Annotated in this window: 22 protein-coding genes, 1 tRNA gene and 1 pseudogene; 18 read left to right on the top strand and 6 right to left on the bottom strand. The window is 62.1% G+C overall.

Annotation, left to right across the window (positions count from 1 at the left end; all coding sequences use genetic code 11):
- Positions 1-112 precede the first annotated feature (112 nt).
- The 8 genes and pseudogenes from NCT04_RS00515 to NCT04_RS00550 form a co-directional block, all read left to right on the top strand.
- Positions 113-721, top strand: a pseudogene (locus tag NCT04_RS00515) (methionyl-tRNA formyltransferase); the annotation flags it as partial.
- A 94-nt stretch (positions 722-815) separates the two neighbouring features.
- Positions 816-1,463, top strand: a complete 648-nt coding sequence (locus NCT04_RS00520) for a LysE family translocator (protein ID WP_250462559.1) — start codon at positions 816-818, stop codon at positions 1,461-1,463.
- A gap of 129 nt (positions 1,464-1,592) precedes the next feature.
- Positions 1,593-2,447 carry a zinc metalloprotease HtpX gene (htpX, locus tag NCT04_RS00525; protein WP_244826731.1) on the top strand — a complete coding sequence of 285 codons (855 nt, stop codon included), beginning with the start codon at positions 1,593-1,595 and terminating at the stop codon, positions 2,445-2,447.
- Positions 2,448-2,611: 164 nt separating this feature from the next.
- Complete coding sequence (rsmB, locus tag NCT04_RS00530; RefSeq protein WP_250462561.1) at positions 2,612-4,072, top strand: 16S rRNA (cytosine(967)-C(5))-methyltransferase RsmB; 1,461 nt, start codon at positions 2,612-2,614, stop codon at positions 4,070-4,072.
- Complete coding sequence (locus NCT04_RS00535) at positions 4,069-4,665, top strand: DUF4390 domain-containing protein (RefSeq protein ID WP_250462564.1); 597 nt, start codon at positions 4,069-4,071, stop codon at positions 4,663-4,665. The genes rsmB and NCT04_RS00535 overlap by 4 nt, the downstream gene beginning before the upstream one ends.
- Before the next feature lie 22 nt (positions 4,666-4,687).
- On the top strand, positions 4,688-7,117 hold the full coding sequence (locus tag NCT04_RS00540; protein WP_284502940.1) for a sensor histidine kinase: 2,430 nt from the start codon (positions 4,688-4,690) through the stop codon (positions 7,115-7,117).
- Positions 7,118-7,831, top strand: a complete 714-nt coding sequence (gene esaR, locus NCT04_RS00545) for a response regulator transcription factor EsaR (protein WP_250462569.1) — start codon at positions 7,118-7,120, stop codon at positions 7,829-7,831. It abuts the gene before it with no gap.
- A gap of 95 nt (positions 7,832-7,926) precedes the next feature.
- Positions 7,927-8,002, top strand: a tRNA-Phe gene (locus NCT04_RS00550).
- 174 nt (positions 8,003-8,176) lie between these two features.
- Here NCT04_RS00550 and NCT04_RS00555 read toward each other — a convergent pair.
- Positions 8,177-9,088, bottom strand: a complete 912-nt coding sequence (locus tag NCT04_RS00555) for a glycoside hydrolase 5 family protein (RefSeq protein ID WP_250462896.1) — start codon at positions 9,086-9,088, stop codon at positions 8,177-8,179.
- Positions 9,089-10,583: 1,495 nt separating this feature from the next.
- On the opposite strand from NCT04_RS00555, the gene queC reads away from it, so the two are divergent.
- From queC to NCT04_RS00580, 5 genes are all read left to right on the top strand, one after another.
- Positions 10,584-11,318, top strand: a complete 735-nt coding sequence (queC, locus tag NCT04_RS00560; protein ID WP_244826736.1) for a 7-cyano-7-deazaguanine synthase QueC — start codon at positions 10,584-10,586, stop codon at positions 11,316-11,318.
- A 24-nt stretch (positions 11,319-11,342) separates the two neighbouring features.
- Complete coding sequence (queE, locus tag NCT04_RS00565; protein ID WP_244826737.1) at positions 11,343-11,975, top strand: 7-carboxy-7-deazaguanine synthase; 633 nt, start codon at positions 11,343-11,345, stop codon at positions 11,973-11,975.
- A gap of 17 nt (positions 11,976-11,992) precedes the next feature.
- On the top strand, positions 11,993-12,439 hold the full coding sequence (gene queD / locus NCT04_RS00570; protein ID WP_244826738.1) for a 6-carboxytetrahydropterin synthase QueD: 447 nt from the start codon (positions 11,993-11,995) through the stop codon (positions 12,437-12,439).
- A gap of 162 nt (positions 12,440-12,601) precedes the next feature.
- Complete coding sequence (locus NCT04_RS00575) at positions 12,602-13,384, top strand: HpcH/HpaI aldolase family protein (RefSeq protein WP_250462571.1); 783 nt, start codon at positions 12,602-12,604, stop codon at positions 13,382-13,384.
- A complete protein-coding gene (locus tag NCT04_RS00580) occupies positions 13,381-14,070 on the top strand; it encodes a tetratricopeptide repeat protein (protein WP_250462574.1) in 690 nt (229 codons plus the stop codon). Before NCT04_RS00575 ends, NCT04_RS00580 begins: the two co-directional genes overlap by 4 nt.
- Before the next feature lie 39 nt (positions 14,071-14,109).
- Here NCT04_RS00580 and rodA read toward each other — a convergent pair whose 3' ends face one another.
- The 5 genes from rodA to NCT04_RS00605 form a co-directional block, all read right to left on the bottom strand.
- Positions 14,110-15,264, bottom strand: a complete 1,155-nt coding sequence (gene rodA / locus NCT04_RS00585; RefSeq protein ID WP_244826741.1) for a rod shape-determining protein RodA — start codon at positions 15,262-15,264, stop codon at positions 14,110-14,112.
- Between the two features lie 12 nt (positions 15,265-15,276).
- Positions 15,277-17,598, bottom strand: a complete 2,322-nt coding sequence (gene mrdA, locus NCT04_RS00590) for a penicillin-binding protein 2 (RefSeq protein WP_250462577.1) — start codon at positions 17,596-17,598, stop codon at positions 15,277-15,279.
- 77 nt (positions 17,599-17,675) lie between these two features.
- Entirely contained in the window at positions 17,676-18,188 is a 513-nt protein-coding gene (mreD, locus tag NCT04_RS00595) for a rod shape-determining protein MreD (protein ID WP_250462580.1), read from the bottom strand.
- The gene (gene mreC, locus NCT04_RS00600; protein WP_250462584.1) at positions 18,185-19,303 is read right to left on the bottom strand and encodes a rod shape-determining protein MreC; all 1,119 of its coding nucleotides are present in this window, start codon (positions 19,301-19,303) and stop codon (positions 18,185-18,187) included. The genes mreD and mreC overlap by 4 nt, the downstream gene beginning before the upstream one ends.
- Before the next feature lie 196 nt (positions 19,304-19,499).
- Complete coding sequence (locus NCT04_RS00605; RefSeq protein WP_004189550.1) at positions 19,500-20,543, bottom strand: rod shape-determining protein; 1,044 nt, start codon at positions 20,541-20,543, stop codon at positions 19,500-19,502.
- 388 nt (positions 20,544-20,931) lie between these two features.
- On the opposite strand from NCT04_RS00605, the gene gatC reads away from it, so the two are divergent.
- From gatC to NCT04_RS00630, 5 genes are all read left to right on the top strand, one after another.
- Positions 20,932-21,231: an Asp-tRNA(Asn)/Glu-tRNA(Gln) amidotransferase subunit GatC gene (gatC, locus tag NCT04_RS00610; RefSeq protein ID WP_244826745.1), complete on the top strand. Its 300-nt coding sequence runs from the start codon at positions 20,932-20,934 to the stop codon at positions 21,229-21,231.
- Positions 21,232-21,321: 90 nt separating this feature from the next.
- Positions 21,322-22,815 (top strand): Asp-tRNA(Asn)/Glu-tRNA(Gln) amidotransferase subunit GatA, encoded by a 1,494-nt coding sequence (gene gatA, locus NCT04_RS00615; RefSeq protein WP_250462587.1) that lies wholly within the window; start codon positions 21,322-21,324, stop codon positions 22,813-22,815.
- Positions 22,812-24,287 (top strand): Asp-tRNA(Asn)/Glu-tRNA(Gln) amidotransferase subunit GatB, encoded by a 1,476-nt coding sequence (gene gatB / locus NCT04_RS00620; protein ID WP_250462590.1) that lies wholly within the window; start codon positions 22,812-22,814, stop codon positions 24,285-24,287. Before gatA ends, gatB begins: the two co-directional genes overlap by 4 nt.
- Before the next feature lie 138 nt (positions 24,288-24,425).
- Entirely contained in the window at positions 24,426-25,265 is an 840-nt protein-coding gene (locus tag NCT04_RS00625) for a PPK2 family polyphosphate kinase (protein ID WP_250462594.1), read from the top strand.
- A 19-nt stretch (positions 25,266-25,284) separates the two neighbouring features.
- Complete coding sequence (locus tag NCT04_RS00630) at positions 25,285-26,067, top strand: exodeoxyribonuclease III (RefSeq protein ID WP_244826749.1); 783 nt, start codon at positions 25,285-25,287, stop codon at positions 26,065-26,067.
- Position 26,068 lies beyond the last annotated feature (1 nt).

Consider the following 26,068-nt stretch of genomic DNA (forward strand, 5'->3'; position numbering starts at 1 on the left):
CCCCACCACCCCCCCCCCCCCCCCCCCCCCCCCCCCCCCCCCCCCCCCCCCCCCCACCCCCCCCCCCCCCCCCCCCCCCCCGCCCGCGCGGGCGCCCCCCCCCCCCCCCCGCGCCGCGCCGATCCATCGCGCGATCGAAGCGGGCGACGCCGAATCGGGCATTACGCTCATGCAAATGGACGCGGGCCTCGACACCGGCGCGATGATCCGCGAGGGCCGCACGGCTATTGGCGCGGACGACACCACCGCCACGCTGCACGACCGCCTTGCGAAACTTGGCGCGGATCTGATCGTCGCGGCTCTCCGCGACCTCGAACGCGACGGCGCGCTGCCATCGACACCGCAGCCTGACGACGGCACGACCTACGCACAGAAAATCGCCAAGAACGAGGCCGCGCTCGACTGGCGGCGTCCGGCGGAAACGCTTGCGCGTCAGGTGCGCGCGTTCGACCCGTTCCCCGGCGCGTTCGGCACGCTCGATGGCGTCGCGATCAAGATCTGGTCCGCGCAGCCGGTGAGCGGCGAGTGGCAAGCCGATCCGGGCACCATCGTGGATGTGTCGGCGGAAGGAATCGTCGTCGCCTGCGGAACGGGCGCGCTCAGGCTCACGCAGTTGCAAAAGCCCGGTGGCAAGCGCCTGCCCGTGCGCGAGTTTCTCGCGGGCGCGCCGCTTACCCGAGGTCAGCGTTTCGCGCTGCAGGAAACCGATTCGGACGCTTGACCCAGGCTTGAAGCACGCGCGACGGACATGTAACGCATGCGTCGCGCGGCGCTAGAATCGTGAATCTTCAACACGCGCACGCTTGGAGTTTCCGATGCTCGGCATTACCGGTTTTGCCTTCTTTCTCGTCGCCGTCTTTCTGCTGAATGTCACGCCCGGCCCCGATACCGCCTATATCGTCGGGCGCAGTGTCGCGCAGGGACGCGGCGCGGGAATCGTATCCGCGCTCGGCATCTCGGCGGGCTGCATCGTTCATACGCTCGCGTGCGCATTCGGATTGACGGCGATTCTCGCGGCATCGGCCACGGCGTTCACCGTCGTCAAGATCGCTGGCGCGATCTACCTGATTTATCTCGGCGTGCGGCTCATTCTCACGAAGCACGACAAGGCCGTAGACGCCCACGCAGCTCGAACCAGCGCGCAAGCCGCGCCAAAATCACTGCATCAATTGTTCGCGCAAGGCTTCGTCACGAACGTGCTGAATCCGAAAGTCGTGCTGTTTTTCGTCTCGTTCTTTCCTCAATTCGTCGCGGCGGACAGCCAGCACAAGACGCTCGCGTTTCTCACACTCGGACTCGTGTTTATCGCCATGAGCACGGTCTGGAACAGCTTCGTTGCGTGGATCGCGGGCAGCGTCACCGAACGTTTTTCGGGCAAACCGGGGATGAAAAAGTGGCTGGATCGCGGTGTGGGCACGGCGTTCGTCGGCCTGGGACTGAAGCTCGCGACGTCACATCGCTGAACGCAACAACCCGATTGAATTTTTCGCGGATGCCCCTATCTAACGATTTGCTTACAATGAGCGTCCTGGCCAGTGTGGCCGGGACCATCGCGCAAATTGCGCACCGTATTAGGGATAGGAGTTCCTGACATGTTCAATTGGGTCAAAACCGCGATGCTGATGGCTGCGATCACGGCCCTCTTCGTCGTGATCGGCGGGATGATCGGCGGGTCGAAGGGCATGATGCTCGCGCTCGTCGTCGCGCTCGGCATGAATTTCTTTTCGTATTGGTTCTCGGACAAGATGGTCCTGCGCATGTACAACGCGCAGGAGGTCGACGAAACCACTGCGCCGCAGTTTTATCGCATGGTGCGCGACCTGGCCACGCGCGCTCAGTTGCCGATGCCGCGTGTCTACCTCATCAACGAAGACGCGCCGAACGCGTTTGCAACCGGTCGCAATCCGGAACACGCGGCCGTCGCGGCGACCACCGGCATCCTGCGCGTGCTGTCCGAGCGCGAAATGCGCGGCGTGATGGCGCACGAACTGGCGCACGTGAAGCATCGCGACATTCTCATCTCGACCATTTCGGCGACGATGGCCGGTGCAATCTCCGCGCTAGCTAACTTCGCCATGTTCTTCGGTGGCCGCGATGACGAAGGGCGCCCGTCGAACCCGATTGCGAGCATCGCGGTGGCTATCCTCGCGCCTATTGCGGGCGCGTTGATCCAGATGGCCATTTCTCGCGCGCGTGAATTCGAGGCGGATCGCGGCGGCGCGGAGATTTCCGGCGATCCACAGGCGCTCGCCAGCGCGCTCGAGAAAATCCACGCGTACGCGTCCGGCGTGCCGTTCCCCACGGCGGAAGCGCACCCGGCCACGGCGCAGATGATGATCATGAATCCGCTGTCGGGCGGCAGCATCGCGAACTGGTTCTCGACGCACCCGGCGACGGAAGAACGCGTCGCGCGCTTGATGGAAATGGCGCGCACCGGGCGCATGTAATCCGGGGCGTCGTTACGACGCGTAACACCGAAGGCCGTTCCAGTCACGCTGGCGCGGCCTTTTTCCTTTTGTGGTGCGAAACGCGCAAGCACCGGGCCACGAAGCCTTGCACGTTACAATCGTCGTTCGAATCGATGTTCACACGAAGTCGCACGACCTTACACATGACCGACAAGCCTTCCCGGCGACCTTCCACCGCGCCGCACTCGGCGCGCGGAGCGACTCATTTGAGCGCGCTGCATCTTGCTCCCGATTCCCTTGCGTTCGCGCTCGACGGCGCGGCGCAGGCGGTCGGCGCCGTGCGCGCGGGATCGGCGTTGCCGGCCGCCTTGCAGACGGTTATCGCCGCGGGCAGACAGCCGGCGGCGCGGGGCGCGATTCAGGACATTGCGTATCGCGCGATGCGCCGTCTCGCACTTGCCGATGCGCTTTTGCATAAGCTCGTCCGCAAGGCGCCGCCGCCGCACGTGGCCAACGTGCTGGTCTGCGCGTTCACGCTGCTCACCGACGACGAAGCGCACGCGGCCTACGCGCCGTTCACCGTCGTCGATCAGGCGGTGACCGCCATCGCCACGCGCCGCGAGTTTGCTTTCGCGAAGGGCCTCGTCAACGCCGTGCTGCGCGGCTTTCTGCGCGAACGCGATGCGCTCCTCGAAGAAGCGCGTGTGAGCGAAGTCGCGCGCTGGAATTATCCGCAATGGTGGATCGACGCCGTGAAGCGCGGTCAGCCGGACGCGTGGCAAGAGATTCTCGATGCGGGCAACGTGCAGGCGCCGCTCACGCTGCGTGTGAACGCGCGTCACGCCACCGTCGATGCCTATCTCGAACGCTTGCGGCAGGAACATATCCAAGCGGAAGCCGCCGGTCTGCACGCGGTGCGCCTTGAAACACCGCTGCCGGTCGAGCGTATTCCGGGCTTCGCGGATGGCGTCGTGTCCGTGCAGGACGCGGGCGCGCAACTCGCGGCACAAGCGCTCGACGCGCGTGACGGCATGCGCGTGCTCGACGCGTGCGCCGCGCCTGGCGGCAAGACCGGTCATATCCTCGAACGCGCGAATGTCGAACTCGTCGCGCTGGAAAGCGATGCGACTCGCGCGGGACGTATCGGCGAAAATCTCGCGCGCCTCAAGCTGCACGCCGAGATTTGCGTAGGCGATGCCGGCGATCCTTCGCAATGGTTCGATGGCGCGCCGTTCGATCGCATTCTCGCGGACGTGCCGTGTTCGGCCTCGGGCATCGTGCGGCGTCATCCGGACATCCGCTGGTTGCGGCGGCCCTCGGACATCGCGACGCTCGTCGAAGAACAGCGGCGCATTCTCACGGCGCTCTGGCCGCTCGTCGCCAAGGGTGGCGAGTTGCTCTACGTGACTTGCTCGATCTTTCCCGAGGAAGGCGAAGAGCAGGCTCGCTGGTTTGGAAGCACGCATGAAGATGCGGTACGATTGGACGCGCCGGGCCAGTTGCTGCCGACCAGGGCGCGTGCCGGTGCGGGCGCGGGCGCGGCAAACGGGTCACGGGACAGCACACAAGTGGCCGGCCAGCCATCGAACGGGAACGCGGAAGCTGCATCGAGTTACCGCGCGGACCACGACGGATTCTTCTACGCGCGCTTTCAGAAACGGTGACGATCAAACGCCTTTTTCCGCTTCGGCTCGCGCTCGTCGTCTGGACCGCGCTGACGTTCTGCCTGTATTTCGCGGCAGCGGATTCTGCCTTCGCCGAAACCATTTCCGTGCAGCGGGCTTCGTTGCAGTCGGACAATAACGGCTGGAATCTCGATGCCCATTTCGACTTCGACCTCAACAGCAGCCTCGAAGAAGCCGTGAACCGCAGCGTGCCGCTCTATTTCACCATCGACTTCAACTTGTCCCGGCCGCGCTGGTACTGGTTCGACGAGGAGCCGGTGAATGTTTCGCAGAGCATCCGGCTGTCTTATCAGCCGTTGACCAATGAATATCGCGTGTCGACAGGCGGCCTGCAATTGCGCTTTGCATCGCTCAACGAAGCCATGGCGGTGATCAAGCACGTGACATCGTGGCATGTCTTCGACCGCAATCAGGTGCATCCCGGCGAAACCTATAACGCATCGGTGCGCATGCAACTCGACATCGCGCTGATGCCCAAGCCGTTCCAGATCGACGCGGTGAACAACCGCGACTGGAACCTCTCATCGGACTGGAAGCGTTTTACTTTTACGGCGGCAGAACGTGCGAAATAGATTTCGACGCGGCCGCACGGACATGAAAAGTCTCGTCGTCCGGTTGCTGGTCTCGACAGTGGCGGTCACGGCGGTTCTGCTGCTCGTGATGCTCGCGCTCGCCAGCGCCAATACCGAATTCTTCGACCGCTATTACGGCTGGCTCTACGCGGCGAACGTGGCGATTGCGCTCATCTTCATGCTGATCGTGATCAGCCTCACGGCGATCATCGTGGCGCGCGTGCGGCAGGGCCGCTTCGGCACGCGGCTACTGGCCAAGCTCGCGTTGATCTTCGCGCTGGTCGGCGTGCTGCCGGGCGCGATCATCTACGTCGTGTCGTATCAGTTCGTGTCGCGCAGTATCGAATCTTGGTTCGACGTGAACGTCGAGACCGCGCTCACGTCGGGTCTCACGCTCGGGCGCGGCATGTTGCAGACATCGCTCGCCGACTTCAAGGCGCGCGGCCGGCAAATGAGCGATCAGCTTGCTAGCGCGGATCAGTCGAGTCTCACGCTTTCGCTCCTGCGGTTGCGCGATCAATACAACATTCAGGACGCGGTCGTGTTCGAGCGTCCGCGCGATCAGTACAACCGCGAGGATCTGTCCGCGAATAACGGCACGCAGCGCGTGTCGGGATTGCGCACTATCGCGCAGGCCTCGGGCAACTACTATTCGCTGTTGCCGACGAACGAGCCGACCGGCTCGATGCTGAAGGAGGCGCAAGATCATCCATATGGCGCGATCGAAGGCGAGATCGACGGCGATCCATCGTCCACCGGGCCGAAAGGCGCGTTGCGATTGCGGGTGATCACGAAGATCCCCGATCCCACGACGACCACGGAGTTTCAGCACGTCGATCGCTTCCTGCAGATCGAGCAGCCGGTGAGTCAGGAACTCGCGCGCAACGCGGATGCCGTGCAGCGCGCGTATCGTGAATATCAGGAAAAGCGGCTGGGGCGCACGGGCTTGCGCAAGATGTATATCGGCACGCTGACGCTCGCGCTCTTTCTCGCCACGTTCATCGCGATGATGCTCGCGCTCGCGCTTGGCAATCAGCTCGCGCGACCGCTGTTTCTGCTCGCGCAAGGCACGAAGGAGGTAGCCGAAGGCGACTACACGCCAAAACGCGAGATTAATTCGCGCGATGAACTCGGCTTTCTCACGCAGTCGTTCAACGCGATGACGCGGCAGCTTTCCGAGGCGCGCGCGGCGGTGGAAAACAACCGCATCGCGCTGGAGCATTCGAAGGCGTATCTGGAAAGCATTCTCGCGAATCTCACGGCGGGCGTGTTCGTGTTCGACCGGCAGTTTCGGCTCACCACTGTCAATCGCGGCGCGGAACGCATCTTCCGGCAGCGCTTTATCGGCTTGCTGAATCAGCCGCTCGATCAGATCGATGCCCTCGGCGAGTTCGGCGCGATGGTCAAGAAAGCCTTCGCCGAACGCGATGCCGCCGCTGTCGGCAGCGGGCATCCCATTGGCGATCGTGGACACTGGCAGCAGCAAGTCGCGGTGACGGTGCCTGGCGAGAACGAGCCGCTCACCTTGCTCGTGCGCGGCACGCAGTTGCTGAGCGCCACCGACGCCGACTCCGACGACGCGGAAACCACCGGCTATGTCGTCGTGTTCGACGATATCTCCGACGTGATCTCCGCGCAGCGTTCCGTGGCTTGGGGCGAAGTGGCGCGGCGCCTTGCGCATGAGATCAAGAATCCGCTCACGCCCATTCAGCTTTCCGCCGAACGTCTGCAAATGAAGCTCGCGGACAAACTTGCCGCGCCGGACGCCGAAGTGCTGAGGCGCGCATCGACGACCATCGTCAATCAGGTGCAGGCGATGAAGCAGATGGTCGACGATTTCCGCGAATACGCGCGTACGCCGCCGGCCGTCCTCGGTAATCTGCAATTGAACGAACTGGTCGCCGAAGTGCTGACCTTGTATGGCATCGAGGAAGGCAAGAGCGCGATCAAGGTGGACCTCACGAAACTGCCGGTAATTCGCGGCGATGCCACGCAGATAAGACAGGTGATTCACAACCTGTTGCAGAACGCGCAGGACGCCGTGGCCGATGTCGCGGAGCCGCGCGTGCTTCTCGAAACGAGAACAGTAGAATATGGCGAGCCTGACGCATCGGGCCATGCGCGTGTCGCGGTACGGCTCACGGTGTCGGACAACGGTTCGGGCTTCCCGGCGCGCATCTTGTCACGCGCTTTCGAGCCGTACGTCACGACGAAAGCAAAGGGCACGGGACTAGGACTTGCAACGGTGAAGAAGATCGTCGACGAGCACGGCGCGCGCATCGACATTCGCAATCGGTCGAAGAACGCGGATGTCATCGAAGGCGCGCAGATATCGATTCTGTTTCTTCAACTCGCGGACGATACCGCCGCTCCCGGCGCGACGACGCGGGGAACGGGCACGGCAGCGAATCACGGAACGACAAAAGCAACAGTGCAGACAAGGGCAGCTTAAATGGCGACCATCCTGGTAGTAGACGATGAAATGGGGATCCGGGAACTGCTCTCCGAGATCCTGAGCGACGAAGGCCACGTGGTGGACGTGGCGGAGAACGCGCAACACGCGCGCGACTACCGCTTGCAGCAAACGCCCGACCTCGTGCTGCTCGACATCTGGATGCCCGACACCGACGGCGTAACGCTGCTGAAGGAGTGGGCCGCGCAGGGCAAGCTCACGATGCCGGTCATCATGATGTCGGGGCACGCGACCATCGACACGGCCGTCGAAGCGACGAAGATCGGCGCGCTCAATTTTCTCGAGAAGCCGATCGCGTTGCAGAAACTGCTGAAGGCGGTCGAGCAGGGCCTGGCGCATGGAAGCGCGGCGCCCGCGGTCGTGTCATCGACCAAGCCGCTGACGAGCGCGGGGGCATCCGGCGTGCCGGTGGCCGCTGCGCTGCCGAGCGCGTCGGCGTTGAACGCCACACCCGGCGACGCGGCTTCGGGCGGGGCATCGCCGAACGCGGGACAGACGGCATCGATCTCGTTCGATATTCCCTTGCGCGACGCCCGCGATGCTTTCGAGCGCGCGTACTTCGAATATCACCTCGCGCGCGAGAACGGCAGCATGACGCGCGTCGCCGAAAAGACGGGGCTCGAACGTACACACTTGTACCGCAAGCTCAAGCAATTGGGCGTCGATCTCGGAAAGAACAAGAACGACGTTTGACCCGCGGCATCGAGCCGATTGCGTCGAATTGGAGAAAAATTCGGCTCAAGGCTTGAGCCTCGTGCATCACTCTGATATAGTCTCACTTCTCCGATGGCCCGGTAGCTCAGTTGGTAGAGCAGCGGATTGAAAATCCGCGTGTCGATGGTTCGATTCCGTCCCAGGCCACCAGAATTAAGAAGCCCGAGAGTGTCATCACTCTCGGGCTTTTTCTTTTGCGGTCGGGCTTTCGTCAGGCTCGGTATCTGCACGAAACAAGCGAAAAAGCGGACAGGCGTTTGATTTGCCTGTCCGCTTTTTTTTGCTTCATGCGACCCCGACTGCGAGCCGCTTGGAAGAACATCTTTACTTCGGGTTTGCCGTGACGAAATTCTTGAATGCCGTGTAAGCCGCCTTCACCGTCTTGCCGTCGTTCTTGATCAGACCGTAAGCACCTTCGCCGCCCGCCGGATCGTCGTACAGTTCGTACGTCTGGATAGCCTGAATGTTGTACTTCGTCGCCACCGAGACGAACTGCGCCATCATCTTGTTGCCAACGAGGTACGACGCGATCTGTTGATCCGTGCCCATGTTCGGACGCACGCCAAATTCGTTAATCCAGATCGGCTTGCCCATTGCCTGCAGCGTCGCGAGGATGTCGTGGCAACCCGTGCCGCCGCATGCGTTCGTGATGTCGCCCTGGTCCGAGTACCAGTGCCATGCGGTGACGTCCCAGCTCACAACAGGGTGACCCGTCGTGCCGTCCGGCTGCGTGCCGGCCGCGAGCATCTGGTCGAAGCCGTAGTGCATCCACGCGCCGCCGCCCATGATGATCTTGCCCGCCGTATCCACCGACTTCACGCCGGCGATCATGCCGCGGATCACGCCACGCGCAATCTGGAACTTCTTGTTGTCGAAGTGCTGGGGATAGACGCCATCCACGTTGCCCGTAAGGCAGTCCGCTTCGAGTTCGTTGCTGACTTCATAGTACGGATACTTGCTCGCGGCGGCCGTCTGCTGGCCAAGCGCGAAGCCTGCGTTATAAGCATCGGTTTCGCTGTTGAAGTCGATACCCATCAGCATCACCGGATACACGGTCACGCCGCCTGCCGCCATCGTCTTCGCAATGCCCGCGAGCTTCGTCGCCGCCGCCTGGCTATAGACCTCGTTGCGGTACAGCTTCACGCCGAGATCCTGCAGTTGCGACAGTTGCAGCGCGGGGCTGGAAATGTCGTATGCGCCGCCTTCGTTATTGTGGCCGTTCGCGCCGTAGAAGATCTTGGTGGTGGTCGGCGTGGCAGGCGTCGTGGCCTTCGTGTTCGACACCGTCACGCTGACGTTTTGCACCGAGCGCACGCTGTTCGATGCATTCGCCGCCGTGATCTGCCACGTATGCACGCCGTTGACCTGACGCGTGGTATCGACGGTCGTCGAGAATGCGCCGCTTGCGGGTACGGCATCGCGCGCTACCTTGTTGCCCGTCGTCATGTCGACGACGGAAACCGTGGTCCATTTCGATCCGGTCGTGCCTTTCACGGTCACGGTGCCGGTCGCGGTTGCGTTGACCGTCGGCGCCGTCACGACGAATGCCGATGTGTTGCGCTTCGAAGCTTCCGCGGTCGATGCGAGGTCGAAGGCGTCGTTGCCGGCCCCGCCGCACGCGGTGAGCAGCACGCTGGCGACGATCGTGGCGGCAATCAGACTTGCCTTGGGAGCGGTGAAGGCGAAACGGGCAGGGGTATGGGTCGAATTCTTCATATTATTAGTTAGCGTTACTAATGATGTGTTGTGCGTCGGCTCAGAAAATGAGTGCGTTGACCAAAGCGCCGGAAATGAATCGGCAAATCGGTTACGGACCTGCGTCCCGCTTAACCCTGCGGATGGGTGCCGGGAGCGAGTTCATTCGGATGCCGAATGAAATTGCCCCGAAGGGTGGGCAGATCAGTCCAACGGCAATGCCGGACGCTGCCAGACAGCCGGACCCGCGCCGGTCGTCCACACGTTTCGAGCGCCTGGAGCGATTGCGGCGTATTACCTAAGGGCCGGCACGAAGAAAAAGCCACGCGCTTGCTGCGTTTGAACGTTTGCGCGTTGAATTCGCCTTCAGGCGCGAATTCTGTTAAGGCGGAACTTGTTACTTAACGCAAACCGTCTTTCTAGACGATTACCTAGAATTACGGCTCCTCGGCGCAAACCTTTAAGCTTTTAAAGACAGTTTTGCCGATGTGATTTTGGCAAGTAAGTATATATTGCCGAATTTGAGTGTGTCGTACGCAGTTGCAACGGGCAACCGGAAGGTCATCCACGACCGCGTGTGTGGAGAGATGATTTATTCAAGTGACGGCATTTTCATCAAAGACGAATGACCTGAGCCGCGTGGTGGGATGTCTCCAACAACCACAATTCGGTGCGTATCGCCGGCTTTTACCGATAATCCGTGCTGAATCTTCGGAGCGTTTTGGGTGACTCTTCGCTCGACGCAGCCTGCCTAACGATCGGCAAACAATCGCGCTGCGTGATAAAATCCGCATCGAATTAAGGACTTGCCTGTCCTCGGACCGCAGGTCCTTTTTGTTTTTCGACGTTGTGGCTCACAGGTGCGGCCGGTCAAAAGCGTGCGAATTCTGGCGACGCCTTCGTATATGGGACATAAGAGTCGCCGCACGTGGGGAAAGGGTCGTCGGCCTATACTGAAACGTCGGGGTAAAAAGCATGTCTCTCTTACCGACCGGCGACATGGCCCGCAGGCCAATCTCAAACACGGAGTTTCACGGTGACTCGTACAGACGCTAAGGACAGCGCGCTCGTGCTGTTTTCCGGCGGACAGGACTCGGCCACATGCCTTGCCTGGGCGCTCGAACGCTATAAGACCGTCGAGACGCTGGGTTTCGACTACGGTCAGCGGCATCGCGTCGAACTCGAGTGTCGTGACGGTTTTCGCGCCGCCGTGCTGCGCGATTTTCCGCATTGGGCTGAGCGGCTCGGCGAAGACCACACAATCGATCTATCGGTTCTCGGCGCCATCAGCGATACCGCGATGACACGCGAAATCGAGATTCAGTCGACCGCAAGCGGCCTGCCGAACACCTTCGTGCCCGGACGCAATCTGTTGTTCATGACGATCGCGGCGGCGGTGGCATATCGGCGCGGATTGAAAGTTCTCGTCGGCGGCATGTGCGAGACGGATTTCTCCGGCTATCCCGATTGCCGTGATGACACCATGAAAGCGCTGCAAGTGGCGCTCAATCTCGGCATGGAGACGCGTTACGCGCTGGAAACGCCGTTGATGTGGCTCGACAAGGCCGACACGTGGCGTCTAGCTGAAACGCTCGGCGGCGACGCGCTCGTCGAATTGATCCGCGTCGAAACGCACACGTGCTATGTAGGCGAGCGCGCCGAGCTACACGACTGGGGCTTCGGCTGCGGCCAATGCCCGGCGTGCAAGCTGCGCAAGCGCGGTTACGAGGCATACCGCGCGGGCGAGCAAGTCACTATCGCGCCGGTTTGAACTTCAATTGATCACAGAGCAGTCATGACGTACGCAGTGAAGGAAATCTTCTACACGTTGCAAGGCGAGGGCGCGAACGCCGGGCGTCCGGCCGTGTTTTGCCGCTTTGCCGGCTGCAATCTGTGGTCGGGTCGCGAGCAGGATCGCGCTGAAGCCGTCTGCCAGTTCTGCGATACCGACTTCGTCGGCACCGATGGCGAGAACGGCGGCAAATACCGCACGCCCGCCGAACTCGTCGCGATGATCGCCTCGCTCTGGCCCGAAGGCGAGGCGAACAAGTTCGTCGTCTGCACGGGCGGCGAGCCGATGCTGCAAATCGACCAGCCTTTCGTCGATGCCCTTCACGGCGCCGGCTTCGAAATGGCTATCGAAACGAATGGCTCGCTGCCGGTACTCGACAGCATTGACTGGATTTGCGTGAGTCCGAAAGCCGACGCACCGCTCGTCGTGACCAAGGGCCATGAGCTGAAGGTCGTCGTGCCGCAGGACAACCAGCGCCTCGCCGATTACGAAAAGCTCGATTTCGAGTACTTCCTCGTCCAGCCAATGGACGGCCCGTCGCGCGACATCAACACGAAGCTCGCGGTCGACTGGTGCAAGCGGCATCCCAAGTGGCGGCTGTCGATGCAGACGCATAAATATTTGAACATTCCCTGACAGACGGTCCCGCCGACGTGCAGACGATTACCCGAAAACTCGAATTCGATGCGGGCCACCGCATCCCCGATCACCGCAGTCAGTGCCGCAATTTGCACGGGCATCGTTACGTGCTCGAAATCACGCTGCAAGGCGATCTCGTGGATGTCGAAGGCGCGCCCGATCGCGGCATGGTCATGGACTTCGCGGATGTGAAGTCGCTCGCCATGGAGCATCTCGTCAACAAGTGGGATCACGCTTTCATCGTCTACGAAGGCGACGTGAAAGTACGCGATTTCTTGCAGTCGATGGCCGATCACAAGACCGTCGTGTTCGACCGCATTCCGACGGTCGAGAATATGGCGGCGGTCGCGTTCAAGATTCTCGCGGAAGTCTACGACGCGCATTACGGCGTCAATCTCAAGCTCAAGCGCCTTCGCTTGTACGAAACGCCCAATTGTTGGGCCGACGTGGAACACGCCTGACGCATCCGGCGGCGCGGCCCACGCCTGCGTCGCCGTCACGGTATCATCGCTCGTTGAATCGCCCGTCTTCCGCGGCGACACAAACGGAGCGCGAGTAATGCCGTCATTCCTTCCGCCGTTTTTCTGCTTCTCGAAGCGCGCCCAACTTACAGGAGCCGCGCTATGAGCACCTTCACGAATCCCCTCAAGCAACGTCTCGCCGAACCCGGCGCGCTCTTCGGCCTGTGGCTGTCGCTCGGCAGCGCCGATGCCGCCGAAGCGCTCGCGCACGCGGGCTTCGACTGGCTGTGTATCGACATGGAGCACTCGCCGAACGATAGCCGCGACGTCGTCGATCAGTTGCGCGCGATCGCGGCGGCGCATCTGCCGAGCGAGCCGATCGTGCGCGTGCCGTTCTCGGATGGCTGGCTCGTTAAGCGCGTGCTCGACGCGGGCGCGCGCACGCTGATGTTCCCCAACGTGCAATCCGCCGACGATGCCGCGCGCATCGTGCAGCTCACGCAGTATCCGACCGAAGCCCAGCTCGACGGCTTGCGCGGCGTCGCGGGCATGGTGCGCGCGGCTGCGTACGGCATGCGGCGCGACTACGTGACCGGCGCTAACGCGCAGATCGCGACCATCGTGCAGATCGAATCGGTGGCGGCGCTCGAAGCCGTCGACGAGATCGCGGCGACGCCGGGCATAGACTGCCTCTTCATCGGGCCCGCGGATCTCGCGGCAAGCCTCGGCCATCTCGGCGACATGAAGCACCCGGATGTGCAGGCAGCCATCGACAAGGTTGCGGCAGCCGCGAAGCGCGCGGGCATCGCGAGCGGCATTTTCGCGATCGATGTCGCTGGCGCGCGGCAATATGCGCAAGCCGGCATCAACCTGATCGCGCTCGCCGCCGATGTCATGTGGCTCCTGAAGGCGACGCGTCAGGCTTTGCAGGAGGCGAGAGCATGAACACGGCTTGGCGTGGCGGCATCGCTGCGGCCTGTTTGATGTTCGGCGTGGCGTTCGCGGCCAACGCGCAGTCGCAGACGATGCCAAAGCCGACGGACCTCGCGACGCAAAACGCCGTCGCCGATTACAACGCGGGCAATCTCGTCTCAGCGCGTTCGCAGTTCCGTCGCGCCGCGCAAAAGGGCAGCCGCCTCGCCGAATTCAATTACGCGATGATGCTGCTGAACGGCGAAGGCGGTCCCGCCAATGTCCCCGAAGGCAAGAAGTGGTTGCGTAGCGCCGCCGACGCCAACATGTCTCATGCGCAGTTCGTGTACGGCAAGATGTACGACGACGGCCAGTTCGTGGACAAGGACCCGGCGGAAGCGCATCGCTGGTTCTTGCGCGCCGCGAGTCAGGGACACGTGCAGGCGGAACTCGCGCTCGCCAACCAGTTTCTCGATGGACGCGGCACCACGCGCGACAACGAGCAGGCCTTCAACTGGTACAAGAAGGCGGCGGAAGGCGGCGACATGACCGCGCAATACGTGGCGGGATCGTTCTACGAACGTGGCGGCGATGGCGTCGAGCGCAATCTCAACGTCGCGCGTGCTTATTACGCGGCGGCGGCCGCACAAGGCGATCCGGCGGCGAAGCTCAAGTACCTGCAACTGAGCGCGGAGCTGGAAAAGCAAAAGCCGCAGTGAACATGACACTGCGGCTTTTTCGGGACACGAGGATTGAGGCTAGCCTTGCATCAATCGCTTCTGTCGCGCGACGCTCATGATGAGTCCAACAGCGACGCCGAGCGTGGTGAGCGCCGTCCCGCCGTAACTCATGAACGGCAACGGCACGCCGACCACGGGCAGAATTCCGCTCACCATGCCGATATTGACGAACGCGTAGGTGAAGAACGCGAGCGTGAGCGAACCGGCCAATAATCGCCCGAAGAAGGTGGCGCCGTTTGCCGCGATGAACAGTCCGCGCGCGATCAGCGCCATATAGAGAAAGAGCAGCACGAGCCCGCCCGCGAGGCCGAATTCCTCGGCGAACACCGCGAAGATGAAGTCCGTGTGCTTTTCGGGGATGAATTCCAGGTGCGCCTGCGTGCCCTTCAGCCAGCCCTTGCCGAGCGTGCCGCCGGAGCCGATGGCAATCACCGCCTGAATGGTGTGAAAGCCTTTGCCGAGCGGGTCTGAAGTCGGATCGAGCAGCGTGCAGATACGATGCTTTTGATAGTCGTGCATCATCGGCCAGTTCACTTCGGGCTGGCAGATGCGGTTTTGGAACACCGCTACGCACGCGATGACGACCACGGCCGCCGCGAGCACCGGCACGATCAGCTTGAAACTGAGCCCGGCGAAATAAATCACGAACATGCCCGCGGCGAACACGAGCACTGCCGTCCCGAGGTCCGGCTGCTTGGCGATCAACGCAACGGGCAGCAGCAGAATGACGAACCCGGCAACGTAATCCCACCAGCGAATGTTGCCTTCACGCCGCTGGTAATACCACGCGAGCATGAGCGGCATCGCTATCTTCATGATTTCCGACGGCTGGATCACCACGCCGACATTGAGCCAGCGTTTTGCACCCTTGCGCGTGAGCCCGAACGCCGCGACCGCTATCAGCAGCGCCACGCCGACGGTGTACAGCGGGACGGCGAAGCGCATCAGCGTTTGCGGCGGGATATTGGCGAGCACCCACATCAACCCGAAGGTCAGCATGATGTTGCGCAGTTGGTCTTCCACGCGGCCCGGCATGTCGATACTCGCGCTATACAGGGTCACGATTCCCACGCACAGCAACAAGAAGACGATCAGCGCGAGCGGCTTGTCGAAGCCCGCGAACATGCGCTTTGCGTGCTCTTTCCAGACGTGCTTGTCGAAGGTGAGTTGCATGCCGGTCATCCTTTATTCGTCGATACCGCCGGACGGCGCTAGCGTGCGCACGGCGTCGTTCGGGTTGCTGCGGACCATCGTCGGCGTGGGCTCGGCGGGTCGTTTGTTCGGCGCGGGCTTGCGGCCCGGCGCGGACGCGGGCAACGCCGCGGCAGGCGCCGAAGCGACGCGCGCGTTCGCGGCCCGTGCTGCAGACGCCGCCGCTGGCGCCGAAGCGATGCGCGCGTTCGCTGCTCTCGGCGATGATGCAGGCAACGCCGGCGCCGATGCAGCCCGAGCCACCGCCGGATTCGACGCCGCCAGCGGCGAGAACGCCGGCGACGCGTTCACCACCGAGGCCGGCAGCGCCGCCGCGACGGGCGATTGCGTGCCGCCGATCATCGGCAGGCCGGCGTCCGTGGTCGCGGATGCGGCGGCTTCGATCGCGGCCGCCTCGGCGCCAGGCTTCATACGATCGACCAGATAATAGTCGAGCACCTTGCGCGCGACCGGCCCGGCCGATTCCGCGCCCCAGCCGCCGTTTTCGACGATCAGCGCAAGCGCGATCTTCGGCTGCTCGGCCGGCGCAAACGCGATGAACAACGCGTGGTCGCGCAAATGCTCGGCCGTCGCGTGACCGTGATAGTTCGCGCCCTGCAGCGAGTAAACCTGCGCGGTTCCGGTCTTGCCCGCTGCCTGATAAGGCGCGCCCACGAAGAGCTTCGCGGCCGTACCGTTCGTGATGACGCCTTCCATTGCGCGCTTGATGAAGTCGACGTCTTGCTGGCGCACGGAAATCTTGTCGCTCGGGTCGCGCACCACGACGCGCATGGCCTTCGTCAGCGGATTCTCGATGTCGCGCACCAGGTGCGGCTTCATCACGACGCCGTTATTGGCAAGCGTCGCCGTGGCGTGCGCGAGCTGCAGGATGGTGAACGAGTTGTAGCCCTGCCCGATGCCAAGGCTGATCGTTTCGCCCTCGTACCAGCGTTGCTGCTCCGGCTTGCGATACGCCTTGCGCTTCCATTCCGTCGACGGAAGAATGCCGCGCGCCTCACCCGAAATGTCGATCCCGGTAATTTGGCCGAATCCCCACGGCTTCATGAAGCCGGCCATCGCGTTCACGCCGAGGTCGCGCGCGAGCATGTAGAAGTACGTGTCGTTCGACACGACGATCGCGCGATTCATGTCCACCCAGCCCTGACCCGAGCGCACGTCGTTGCGGAACGTGTGACCGCCGAACGTGAAGAACCCGGGGTCCTGAAAGCCCCAGCCGGGCGTGCGCTTGTGCAGCGTGAGCGCGGCGAGCGCCATGAACGGCTTATAGGTCGAGCCCGGCGGATACGTGCCATGCAGCGGACGATTCAGCAACGGATGATCGGGCGAGTTGTTGAGCGCGTCCCACGTCTGCTGATCGATACCATCGACGAAGGAATTCGGATCGAAGCTCGGCGCGGACACGAACGCGAGCACGTCGCCCGTCGATGGCTCGATTGCCACGAGCGCGCCGCGCTTGCCCGCGAATGCTTGCTCGGCGACCTGCTGCAGCCCGATATCGAGCGACAGTACGAGGTTGTTGCCGGGCGTCGCCTGCGTGCGCGACATCGTGCGGACCGGGCGGCCGCCCGCCGTGACTTCGACTTCCTCGAAACCTGTCAGACCATGCAGCTCGGTTTCGTAACTCTGCTCGACCCCGATCTTGCCGACGTAATCCGTCCCCTTGTAGTTGTTGGCGTCGAGACGCGGATCGTAGTGATCGGAGGCTTCGTCGTTGGCGTCGCTCGCGTCGTCGATACGCTCCTGATCGCGCTGCGAAATTCGCCCGATATAGCCGATGACGTGCGCGGCCGTCATGCCGAGCGGATATTGCCGGAAGAGCCGCGCGCGCACTTCGACGCCTGGAAAGCGGTAATGCTGCGCGGTGAACTTGGCGACTTCGTCGTCGGTGAGACGCGTGCGGATTGGCAGGCTTTCGAAGTTCTTCGAGTCTTCCAGCAGCTTCTTGAAACGCCGGCGATCGCGTGAATCGATAGGAATGACTTGCGAGAGTGCGTCGATAGTGTCGTCGAGCGACGCGGTGATCTTGGACGGCGTGATTTCGAGCGTGTAAGCGGAATAGTTCTTCGCCAGCACCACGCCGTTGCGATCGGTGATGATGCCGCGGTTCGGCACGATCGGCGCCACGGAGATGCGGTTCTCGTTTGCCTGCAACGAGTATTTGCTGAAGTTCCAGACCTGCAGATAGAGGAAACGCAGGCCGATCAAACCGAAGCAGACGAACACGAACATTCCCGCCGCCGCGACGCGCAGGCGGAATCTGGACAACTGTTGCTCGGTGTTCTTTATTTCGGTCATGCAGCTTTCGCGGTGGGTCGCGATTCAAGTGTAGTCCGCGCGCGTTCGCATCGGGGGCGGCACGCGCGCGGTGGCGCTCAGATCGGGCGCGTATCGTCGGGATCGGCAGCGCGTCGTTGCGGTATCAGCAGCAGAAAACTCGTGACCGGCCAGAGCGCGGCTTCGACAAATCCGTTGACGAGATAACTCCAGCCGGGAAACGCGGCGCCCGTCATCAGGCGGATTACGAACGGCACGAGATGCGCGCCCACCAAAAGCGGCGCGACGACGAAGGTTTGTACAGGCAGGGACATCCACAGGACACGCCTGTGAATGGTAATCGCGCCATAAGACAACAAGGTATAAGCCAGCGCATGTTCGCCGAGCAGATTCGCGTTATGCACGTCCATCAACAGCCCAAGCAGAAACGCGATGCCCATGCCCACCTTGCGCGGCTGATGGACGTTCCAGAACAGCAGCACGAGCGCGACGAAATCCGGTATGCCGATAAGCCGGCCCCAAGGCACCAGATTCAGCAGAAACCCTGCAGCGAGGCTGAAGGTGATGAAGTACGGATTGACCGGCTGAAGAATGTATTGCGGGCGGTTCATTGCGCGGCCCTCGCGGATGCGGGCTTAGGCATATGCGCTTTTCGCGATGGCCGGGCGGTAGCGGCCGAGGCGGCTTTCGGCGCGGCAGGTTTCGCGCCGGGCTTTTCCACGGCAGCGGGAGCGGATACCGGAGCGGCAGCCGACGCGGCCGACGTCGCCGATGCGCCGCTTGCGCCTTCGACGGAGACCGTGGCCTTCGCCGTAGGCTTCTTCTTGCCCTTGTTCTCTTTCGCTTCCTTTGCAGCGGCGGCGGCTTCGACTTCGATCGGATTCGGCGGCACGTTCACGTTGTAATGCAGTACGAGCAACTGACGCGCGCCGCGAACAGCGGCGATAGGCACGCAGACGACGCGCGCGAATGCCGTATCCGCCTGCTTGTCGACGCGCAACACTTTGGCCACCGCGAGTCCCGGCGGATAGATGCCATCGAGACCGCTCGTCACGAGCTCGTCGCCAGCTTGGACGTCGGCGCTGATCGGCACGAAGCGCAGGTCGAGCGTGTCGCCTTTCGGCGTGCCGTAGATCACGCTGCGCAAACCCGTGCGCGCGATCTGCACCGGCACCGCTTGATCCTTGTCCGTCAGCAGCGTGACTTCCGATTGCAACGGAAACACGCGCGTGACCTGACCGATCACGCCGTCTTCTGTCACGACGGGCGCGCCATCCTGGATGTTTTGCTGCGAACCCTTGCCGATCACGACTTTCTGCGTGAAAGGATCGCGCGTGTCGTATTGGATTTCGACGGGCGTGGTTTGCGTCGTCGCGCGCGATTGCAGATTCAGCAATGCACGCAGATGCGCGTTCTCAGCCGAAAGCTGAGAGGCATCGCCCGCCTTGACGGACAGGTCCAGATTCTTGTCGGAGAGCTTGCGGTTCTCGCTGCGCAGGGTAGCGCTCGTAACCGCGAGGTCGGCCGCGCCCATGAAGATGTCGCGTGGCACGAGCGCCGCGCGTTGCAGCGGATAGAGGCCGGCGCCGAGCATGCCGCGCGCAATTTCCAGCGTATTGAACCGCGCATCCGAAACGAGCAATGCGATGGCGAGCACCACAAAGAAGATCAGTCGCGCGAGCGCGGAAGGGCCTTGCTTGAAAAGTGGCGGCGGACTGTATTCCATGGTCGGCGCCGAGGGCGTGAGCGGGTGGATCGATGCTGCAGGTTTGCCGGTTTCGGCTGAGCCTGCCCTACGCTGTTTCAACAACGGCCCGGACATGAGCCGGGCCGTGTGCGCGTCGCGTTACGCGGGTGCGTTCAGACTGCGCGTTGAAGACCGTGAGGTCGTGGAACAGCAAAGTCTGAAGGTCACGGCCGTATCACTCGTAGGAGAAGATGCTGCCGAGCTTGTCCATGCGTTCGAGCGCCATGCCCGAACCGCGCACGACGCAGGTCAGCGGATCTTCCGCGACTAGCACCGGCAAGCCGGTTTCTTCCGCGAGCAGACGGTCGAGATCGCGCAACAGCGCGCCGCCGCCAGTCAGCATCATGCCGCGTTCGGCGATATCCGCGCCGAGTTCCGGCGGAGTTTGTTCCAGCGCGATCTTCACCGACGAGACGATCTGATTCAGCGGGTCGGTCAGCGCTTCGAGAATTTCGTTGCTGGAAATGGTGAAGCTGCGCGGAATGCCTTCGGAAAGATTGCGGCCCTTGACTTCCATCTCCTTCACTTCGGAGCCGGGGAACGCCGAACCGATTTCCTTCTTGATGGCTTCAGCCGTTTGCTCGCCGATCAACATGCCGTAGTTGCGACGGATGTAGTTGACGATGGCTTCATCGAACTTGTCGCCGCCGACGCGCACCGAGCCTTTGTACACGATGCCGCCAAGCGAGATGACGCCGACTTCCGTCGTGCCGCCGCCGATGTCGACGACCATGGAACCCGTGGCTTCCGAGACCGGCAGACCCGCGCCGATGGCAGCGGCCATGGGTTCTTCAATGAGATAAACCTGCGAGGCGCCCGCGCCGTGCGCTGCTTCCTTGATGGCGCGGCGCTCGACTTGCGTGGACCCGCACGGCACGCAGATGATGATGCGCGGCGACGGCGAGAACATGCGGGATTCATGTGCAGTCTTGATGAACTGCTTGATCATCTGCTCGGTAACGGTGAAGTCGGCGATCACGCCGTCCTTCATCGGGCGGATGGCCTCGATGTTGCCCGGCACTTTCCCGAGCATCTGTTTGGCTTCCTTGCCGACTGCCTGAATGGTCTTCTTGCCGTTCGGGCCGCCTTCCTGGCGAATTGAAACGACCGATGGCTCGTCGAGAACGATGCCCTTGCCGCGCATGTAGATCAGCGTGTTGGCGGTGCCGAGGTCAATCGCCAGGTCGTTGGAAAAGTAGCTGCGCAAAAAACCGAACATTCAAAAATCCTGTCTCGCTGGGTGGCCGTGCGTCGCTATGAGCGCCGGGGACGGCAGCGGAAAAAATAACGGTTTGCCGGGGCGGCGAAGGTTCGCCGTGAAGTGCAAATCCGCGAGGAAATCTACCGCAGGATGAGACGTGTCGCGTAAACGTTTCTCGCAATTTAACGATTCAAGGAGAAAGCCGCTGGCAGGTCAATCCAGATGTGAGTCGAACGTGTAATGATACCTTATAATTTGGGCGTATCTATAGGAAAAGGATGGCACTTTTTGCCGTCGCCAGTCTGCTTTTTAGCGCTTTTCCCAGGATCGCAACGCGCGCCGCAAACGATCGCGGCGCAGTGTGTTTTCGAGATTGGGAAGTCCACGCTTATCTCCGGTGATTTTCATGTCTTTGACCCTGACCGACGTAAAACGTATCGCGCATCTCGCGCGGCTCGAGTTGCCCGAACACGAGGCAGAACCCACGCTCGCGCGCCTGAATGACTTCTTCGGTCTCGTCGAACAGATGCAGGCCGTGGATACCTCCGGCATCGAACCGCTTGCGCATCCGATCGAACAGATCGAGGAAGTCGCGCTGCGCCTGCGCGACGACGCAGTTTCAGAGCGCGTCGAGCGCGAAGAGTTCCAGCGCAGTGCGCCAGCCGTTCAAGACGGGCTGTATCTGGTGCCGAAGGTCATCGAATAACGCAATCGAACAAGTAACGCGTCGGGCGTATCCAGCGCCGAAACGACACTCCCGCGCGGCGTTCACCGCCGCGCTCATCAGGGAACTGCAATGCATCAAAAAAGTTTGACCGAACTGCGCGCCGCGCTCGACTCCAAGGAAATCTCCGCGGTCGAGCTGGCGCAGTCGTATCTGCAGCGCATCGAGGCCGCGAAGAATCTGAACGCCTTCATCGGCATGGACCGCGACCTCACGCTCGCTCAGGCTAAAGCCGCCGACGCGCTCATCGCGGAAGGAAAGGCTGGCGCGCTCACCGGTTTGCCGATTGCGCACAAGGACGTGTTCGTGACGCGCGGCTGGGCATCCACGGCCGGTTCGCACATGCTCGAAAACTACGCAAGCCCGTTTGATGCCACCGTCGTCGATCGCTTGAAGCAAGCGGGCATGGTCTGTCTCGGCAAGACCAACATGGACGAGTTCGCCATGGGTTCGTCCAACGAGAATTCGTACTTCGGCGCGGTGAAAAATCCGTGGGACTTGAAGGCCGTGCCGGGCGGTTCGTCGGGCGGTTCGGCCGCTGCCGTCGCCGCGCGTCTTGCACCCGCCGCGACCGGCACCGACACGGGCGGCTCCATTCGCCAGCCCGCGTCGTTCACCGGCATCACCGGTATCAAGCCGACTTACGGCCGCGTGTCGCGTTACGGCATGATCGCGTTCGCGTCGTCGCTGGATCAGGGCGGGCCGATGGCTCAGACCGCCGCGGACTGCGCGCTCTTGCTCAACGCAATGGGCGGCTTCGACGAACGCGACTCCACCAGCCTGCAACGCGACAACGAAGACTACACGCGCCATCTCGGCCAGACGTGGAATGGCGGTGATGCGCAAAAGCCGCTCGCCGGATTGCGTATCGGCATGCCGAAGGAGTACTTCGGCGCAGGGCTTGCCGACGACGTGCGCGCCGCCATCGACGCCGCGTTGAAGCAATACGAAGCGCTCGGCGCGACGCTCGTCGAAGTATCGTTGCCGAAGACCGAGCTTTCCATTCCCGTGTACTACATCATCGCGCCGGCGGAGGCCTCGTCGAATCTGTCGCGTTTCGACGGCGTGCGCTACGGGCATCGCGCGGCACACTACACGGACTTGCTCGACATGTACAAGAAGTCGCGCGCGGAAGGCTTCGGTCCCGAAGTGAAGCGGCGCATTCTGGTTGGCACGTACGTGTTGTCGCATGGCTACTACGACGCGTATTACCTTCAGGCGCAGAAGATTCGCCGCATCATCGCGCGCGATTTCCAGGAAGCGTTCAAGCGGTGCGACGTCATCATGGGACCGGTCGCGCCGTCGGTCGCGTGGAATCTTGGCGAGAAGGCCGACGATCCCGTGCAGATGTATCTCGCCGATATCTACACGCTCTCCGTGAGCCTCGCGGGTCTGCCCGGCATGAGCGTGCCGTGCGGTTTCGGCGCAGGCCCGAATGCGAATCGGCCGGTCGGTCTGCAGATCGTCGGCAACTATTTCAACGAAGCCCGGATGCTTCAGGTCGCCGACGCGTTCCAGCGCGCGACCGACTGGCATGCCAAGGCACCATCGGCAGCGGGAGTATGAGCATGCAGTGGGAAGTCGTCATCGGTCTGGAAACGCATGCGCAGTTATCCACCGTTTCCAAGATTTTCTCGGGCGCGGCAACGCAGTTCGGCGCGGCGCCGAACACGCAAGCCTGTCCCGTCGATCTCGCGTTGCCGGGCGTGCTGCCCGTGATGAATCGCGGCGCGGTCGAACGCGCGATTCGCTTCGGCTTGTCGATCGGCGCTCATATCGCGCCGCGCAGCGTCTTCGCGCGCAAGAACTACTTCTATCCGGATCTGCCGAAGGGCTATCAGATCAGCCAGTACGAGATTCCTGTCGTGCAGGGCGGCCAGCTCACCATCCAGGTTCCGGCCAATGAAAAGGCCGGCAAGGACGCGTACGAGAAGACCGTCAATCTTACGCGCGCTCACCTCGAGGAAGACGCGGGCAAGTCGCTGCACGAAGACTTCGCGGGCATGACGGGCATCGATTTGAATCGCGCGGGCACGCCGCTGCTCGAGATCGTCACCGAGCCGGAAATGCGCAGCGCGGCGGAAGCGGTTGCGTATGCGAAGGCGTTGCATGGTCTCGTCGTGTGGCTCGGCATCTGCGACGGCAACATGCAGGAAGGCTCGTTCCGTTGCGATGCCAACGTGTCGGTGCGCCCGGTTGGTCAGAAGGAATTCGGCACGCGCGCGGAGATCAAGAACCTGAACTCGTTCCGGTTCCTCGAAGAAGCGATTCAATATGAAGTGCGCCGTCAGATCGAACTGATCGAAGACGGCGGCACCGTCGTGCAAGAGACGCGTCTTTACGATCCCGACAAGCGCGAAACGCGCTCCATGCGCAGTAAGGAAGACGCGCACGACTACCGCTATTTCCCAGACCCGGACTTGATGCCCCTGGTTATCGAGGAAAGCTGGGTGGCGCGCGTGAAGTCGGAACTGCCGGAGTTGCCAGCCGACATGCAGAAGCGTTTCGCCGAAACGTACGGCTTGACGCCTTACGACGCCGGCGTGCTCACGTCGTCGAAGGCAATGGCTTCATATTTCGAAGCCATCGTGCAGGCGGCGGGCGCGGCGCAGGCGAAGATCGCCGCCAATTGGCTCATGGGCGACGTCTCCGCGCAACTGAACCGCGAATCGCTCGACATCGGCGAGTCGCCGGTCGCGGCGGCGCAACTCGCGCTGCTTCTGCAACGCATTGCGGATGGCACCATCTCCAACAAGATCGCGAAGGACATTTTCCAGGCGATCTGGGACGAGAAGGCGACCGATGTGGGCGCGGCGGACCGCATCATCGAGGCGAAGGGGCTCAAGCAGATTTCCGATACCGGCGCGCTCGAAGCGATCATCGACGAGGTGCTCGCGGCGAACCAGAAATCGGTGGAAGAATTCCGCGCGGGCAAGGAAAAGGCGTTCAACGCGCTGATCGGCCAGGCAATGAAGGCGACCAAGGGCAAGGCGAACCCGCAGCAGGTAAACGAGCTTCTGAAGAAAAAGCTATCCTGAGCGAGCACTTGGGCGAACTCCTCCGCGTCGACGGAGAACCGGTCGCCTGGAAGTAGCACGACGAACGGGCTGTTGCCGTCTAGCTTGGCAGCGGCCCGTTTTCATTGGCGTTTCGGGATAGAACAAAAGGTTGGCGACATGGCAAAGAAACCGTCTCTGGACGACTTCCTCGTCCCGTATTTCGATGACGACAAGAAGCTCAAGCCTTTCGATCTGAGTTCGATCGATCCATCCGGCAAGCCGTTTTCGAACGGCTCGAAAGACGAAGACCGCGACCGGCTCGCGGCAATCGGCGCGCAGCTCGACGACCTGCAGGAGAAGCTGCACGCGCAGCGTCTTCGGCGCGTGCTGCTCGTGCTGCAAGGCATGGACACGAGCGGCAAGGACGGTACGGTGCGCGCGGTGTTCCATGACGTCGATCCGCTCGGCTTGCGCATCGTGCCGTTTCGCGCGCCTTCCGAGCGCGAGGCCTCGCACGATTTCCTCTGGCGCGTGCACGCGCAGGCGCCAATGGCCGGCGAGTTCGCTGTCTTCAATCGCAGCCACTATGAAGACGTGCTCGTGCCGCGGGTGATGAAGTCTATCGACGATGACGAATGCGAGCGCCGTTACCGGCATATTCGCGAGTTCGAGGCGTTGCTCGCGGATAGCGGTACGACCATCGTCAAATGCTTTTTGCATATCTCGAAGGACGAGCAGCGCGAGCGCTTGCAAGCGCGTATCGACGATCCGACCAAGCACTGGAAGTTCGATGTCTCCGATCTCGACGCGCGCAAGCTGTGGGACGAATATCAGCGCTCGTATGAGCTGGCGTTAGGCGCGACCTCGACCGAATACGCGCCGTGGTACATCATTCCCGGCGATTCGAAACCGCATCGCAACGTGATGGTCGCGGAGCTTTTGCTGCGCACCATGCAGGGCATGAAACTCGAATTTCCGGCCGCCAAGGAATCGCTCAAGGGCGTGAAGGTCGAATAAACAAGGAAAGAGGACAAGTATGTTTCGGGTGATTACCGCCAATCTGAATGGCATCCGTTCGGCGGCCAAGAAAGGTTTCTTCGACTGGTTTGGCGAGCAGAAATCGGACGTCGTGTGCGTGCAAGAAATCAAGTGTTCGCAGGACGATCTCACGCCGGAGTTTCTCGCGCCGCATGGTTTCAAGGGTTATTTCCAGCACGCGGTGAAGAAGGGTTATAGCGGCGCGGGTTTGTACACGCGTCACGAGCCGGACGATGTCGTGATCGGCTTCGGCAGTGCGGAGTTCGATCCCGAAGGACGTTACGTGGAAGCGCGTTTCGGCAAGCTGTCCGTGGTGTCGGTGTATGTCCCGTCCGGGTCGAGCGGCGAAGAGCGGCAGCAGGCGAAGTATCGTTTCATGGACGAATTCATGCCGCATCTCGCCGGGCTTTCGCAAGAGCGTGAGGTGATCGTGTGCGGTGACGTGAATATCGTGCACAAGGAAATCGACATCAAGAACTGGAAGAGCAACCAGAAGAACTCGGGTTGTCTGCCGCAAGAGCGCGAGTGGCTCACGAAGCTTTTCGACGATGTCGGTTACGTCGATGTCTTTCGCACGCTCGACCAGCGTGCCGAGCAATACACGTGGTGGAGCAATCGCGGGCAGGCGTACGCGAAGAACGTGGGGTGGCGTATCGACTATCAAATCGCGACGCAGGAAGTCGCGGCGACCGCCAAGAAGACTTCCATTTTCCGCGACATCAAATTCAGCGATCACGCGCCGCTGACTATCGATTACAACTGGAAGATTGGGAAGAAGTAGG

This window comes from Caballeronia sp. GAFFF2, assembly GCF_023631485.1.
Taxonomy (GTDB): Bacteria; Pseudomonadota; Gammaproteobacteria; order Burkholderiales; family Burkholderiaceae; genus Caballeronia.

What these genes read in the sequence shown, in the direction of transcription:
- NCT04_RS00520 (WP_250462559.1), top strand. Translation starts at nt 816, where the DNA reads ATGCTCGGCATTACCGGTTTTGCCTTCTTTCTCGTCGCCGTCTTTCTG.
- htpX (WP_244826731.1), top strand. Translation starts at nt 1,593, where the DNA reads ATGTTCAATTGGGTCAAAACCGCGATGCTGATGGCTGCGATCACGGCC.
- rsmB (WP_250462561.1), top strand. Translation starts at nt 2,612, where the DNA reads ATGACCGACAAGCCTTCCCGGCGACCTTCCACCGCGCCGCACTCGGCG.
- NCT04_RS00540 (WP_284502940.1), top strand. Translation starts at nt 4,688, where the DNA reads ATGAAAAGTCTCGTCGTCCGGTTGCTGGTCTCGACAGTGGCGGTCACG.
- esaR (WP_250462569.1), top strand. Translation starts at nt 7,118, where the DNA reads ATGGCGACCATCCTGGTAGTAGACGATGAAATGGGGATCCGGGAACTG.
- queE (WP_244826737.1), top strand. Translation starts at nt 11,343, where the DNA reads ATGACGTACGCAGTGAAGGAAATCTTCTACACGTTGCAAGGCGAGGGC.
- NCT04_RS00575 (WP_250462571.1), top strand. Translation starts at nt 12,602, where the DNA reads ATGAGCACCTTCACGAATCCCCTCAAGCAACGTCTCGCCGAACCCGGC.
- NCT04_RS00580 (WP_250462574.1), top strand. Translation starts at nt 13,381, where the DNA reads ATGAACACGGCTTGGCGTGGCGGCATCGCTGCGGCCTGTTTGATGTTC.
- rodA (WP_244826741.1), bottom strand. Translation starts at nt 15,264, where the DNA reads ATGCAACTCACCTTCGACAAGCACGTCTGGAAAGAGCACGCAAAGCGC.
- mrdA (WP_250462577.1), bottom strand. Translation starts at nt 17,598, where the DNA reads ATGACCGAAATAAAGAACACCGAGCAACAGTTGTCCAGATTCCGCCTG.
- mreD (WP_250462580.1), bottom strand. Translation starts at nt 18,188, where the DNA reads ATGAACCGCCCGCAATACATTCTTCAGCCGGTCAATCCGTACTTCATC.
- mreC (WP_250462584.1), bottom strand. Translation starts at nt 19,303, where the DNA reads ATGGAATACAGTCCGCCGCCACTTTTCAAGCAAGGCCCTTCCGCGCTC.
- NCT04_RS00605 (WP_004189550.1), bottom strand. Translation starts at nt 20,543, where the DNA reads ATGTTCGGTTTTTTGCGCAGCTACTTTTCCAACGACCTGGCGATTGAC.
- gatC (WP_244826745.1), top strand. Translation starts at nt 20,932, where the DNA reads ATGTCTTTGACCCTGACCGACGTAAAACGTATCGCGCATCTCGCGCGG.
- gatA (WP_250462587.1), top strand. Translation starts at nt 21,322, where the DNA reads ATGCATCAAAAAAGTTTGACCGAACTGCGCGCCGCGCTCGACTCCAAG.
- gatB (WP_250462590.1), top strand. Translation starts at nt 22,812, where the DNA reads ATGAGCATGCAGTGGGAAGTCGTCATCGGTCTGGAAACGCATGCGCAG.
- NCT04_RS00625 (WP_250462594.1), top strand. Translation starts at nt 24,426, where the DNA reads ATGGCAAAGAAACCGTCTCTGGACGACTTCCTCGTCCCGTATTTCGAT.
- NCT04_RS00630 (WP_244826749.1), top strand. Translation starts at nt 25,285, where the DNA reads ATGTTTCGGGTGATTACCGCCAATCTGAATGGCATCCGTTCGGCGGCC.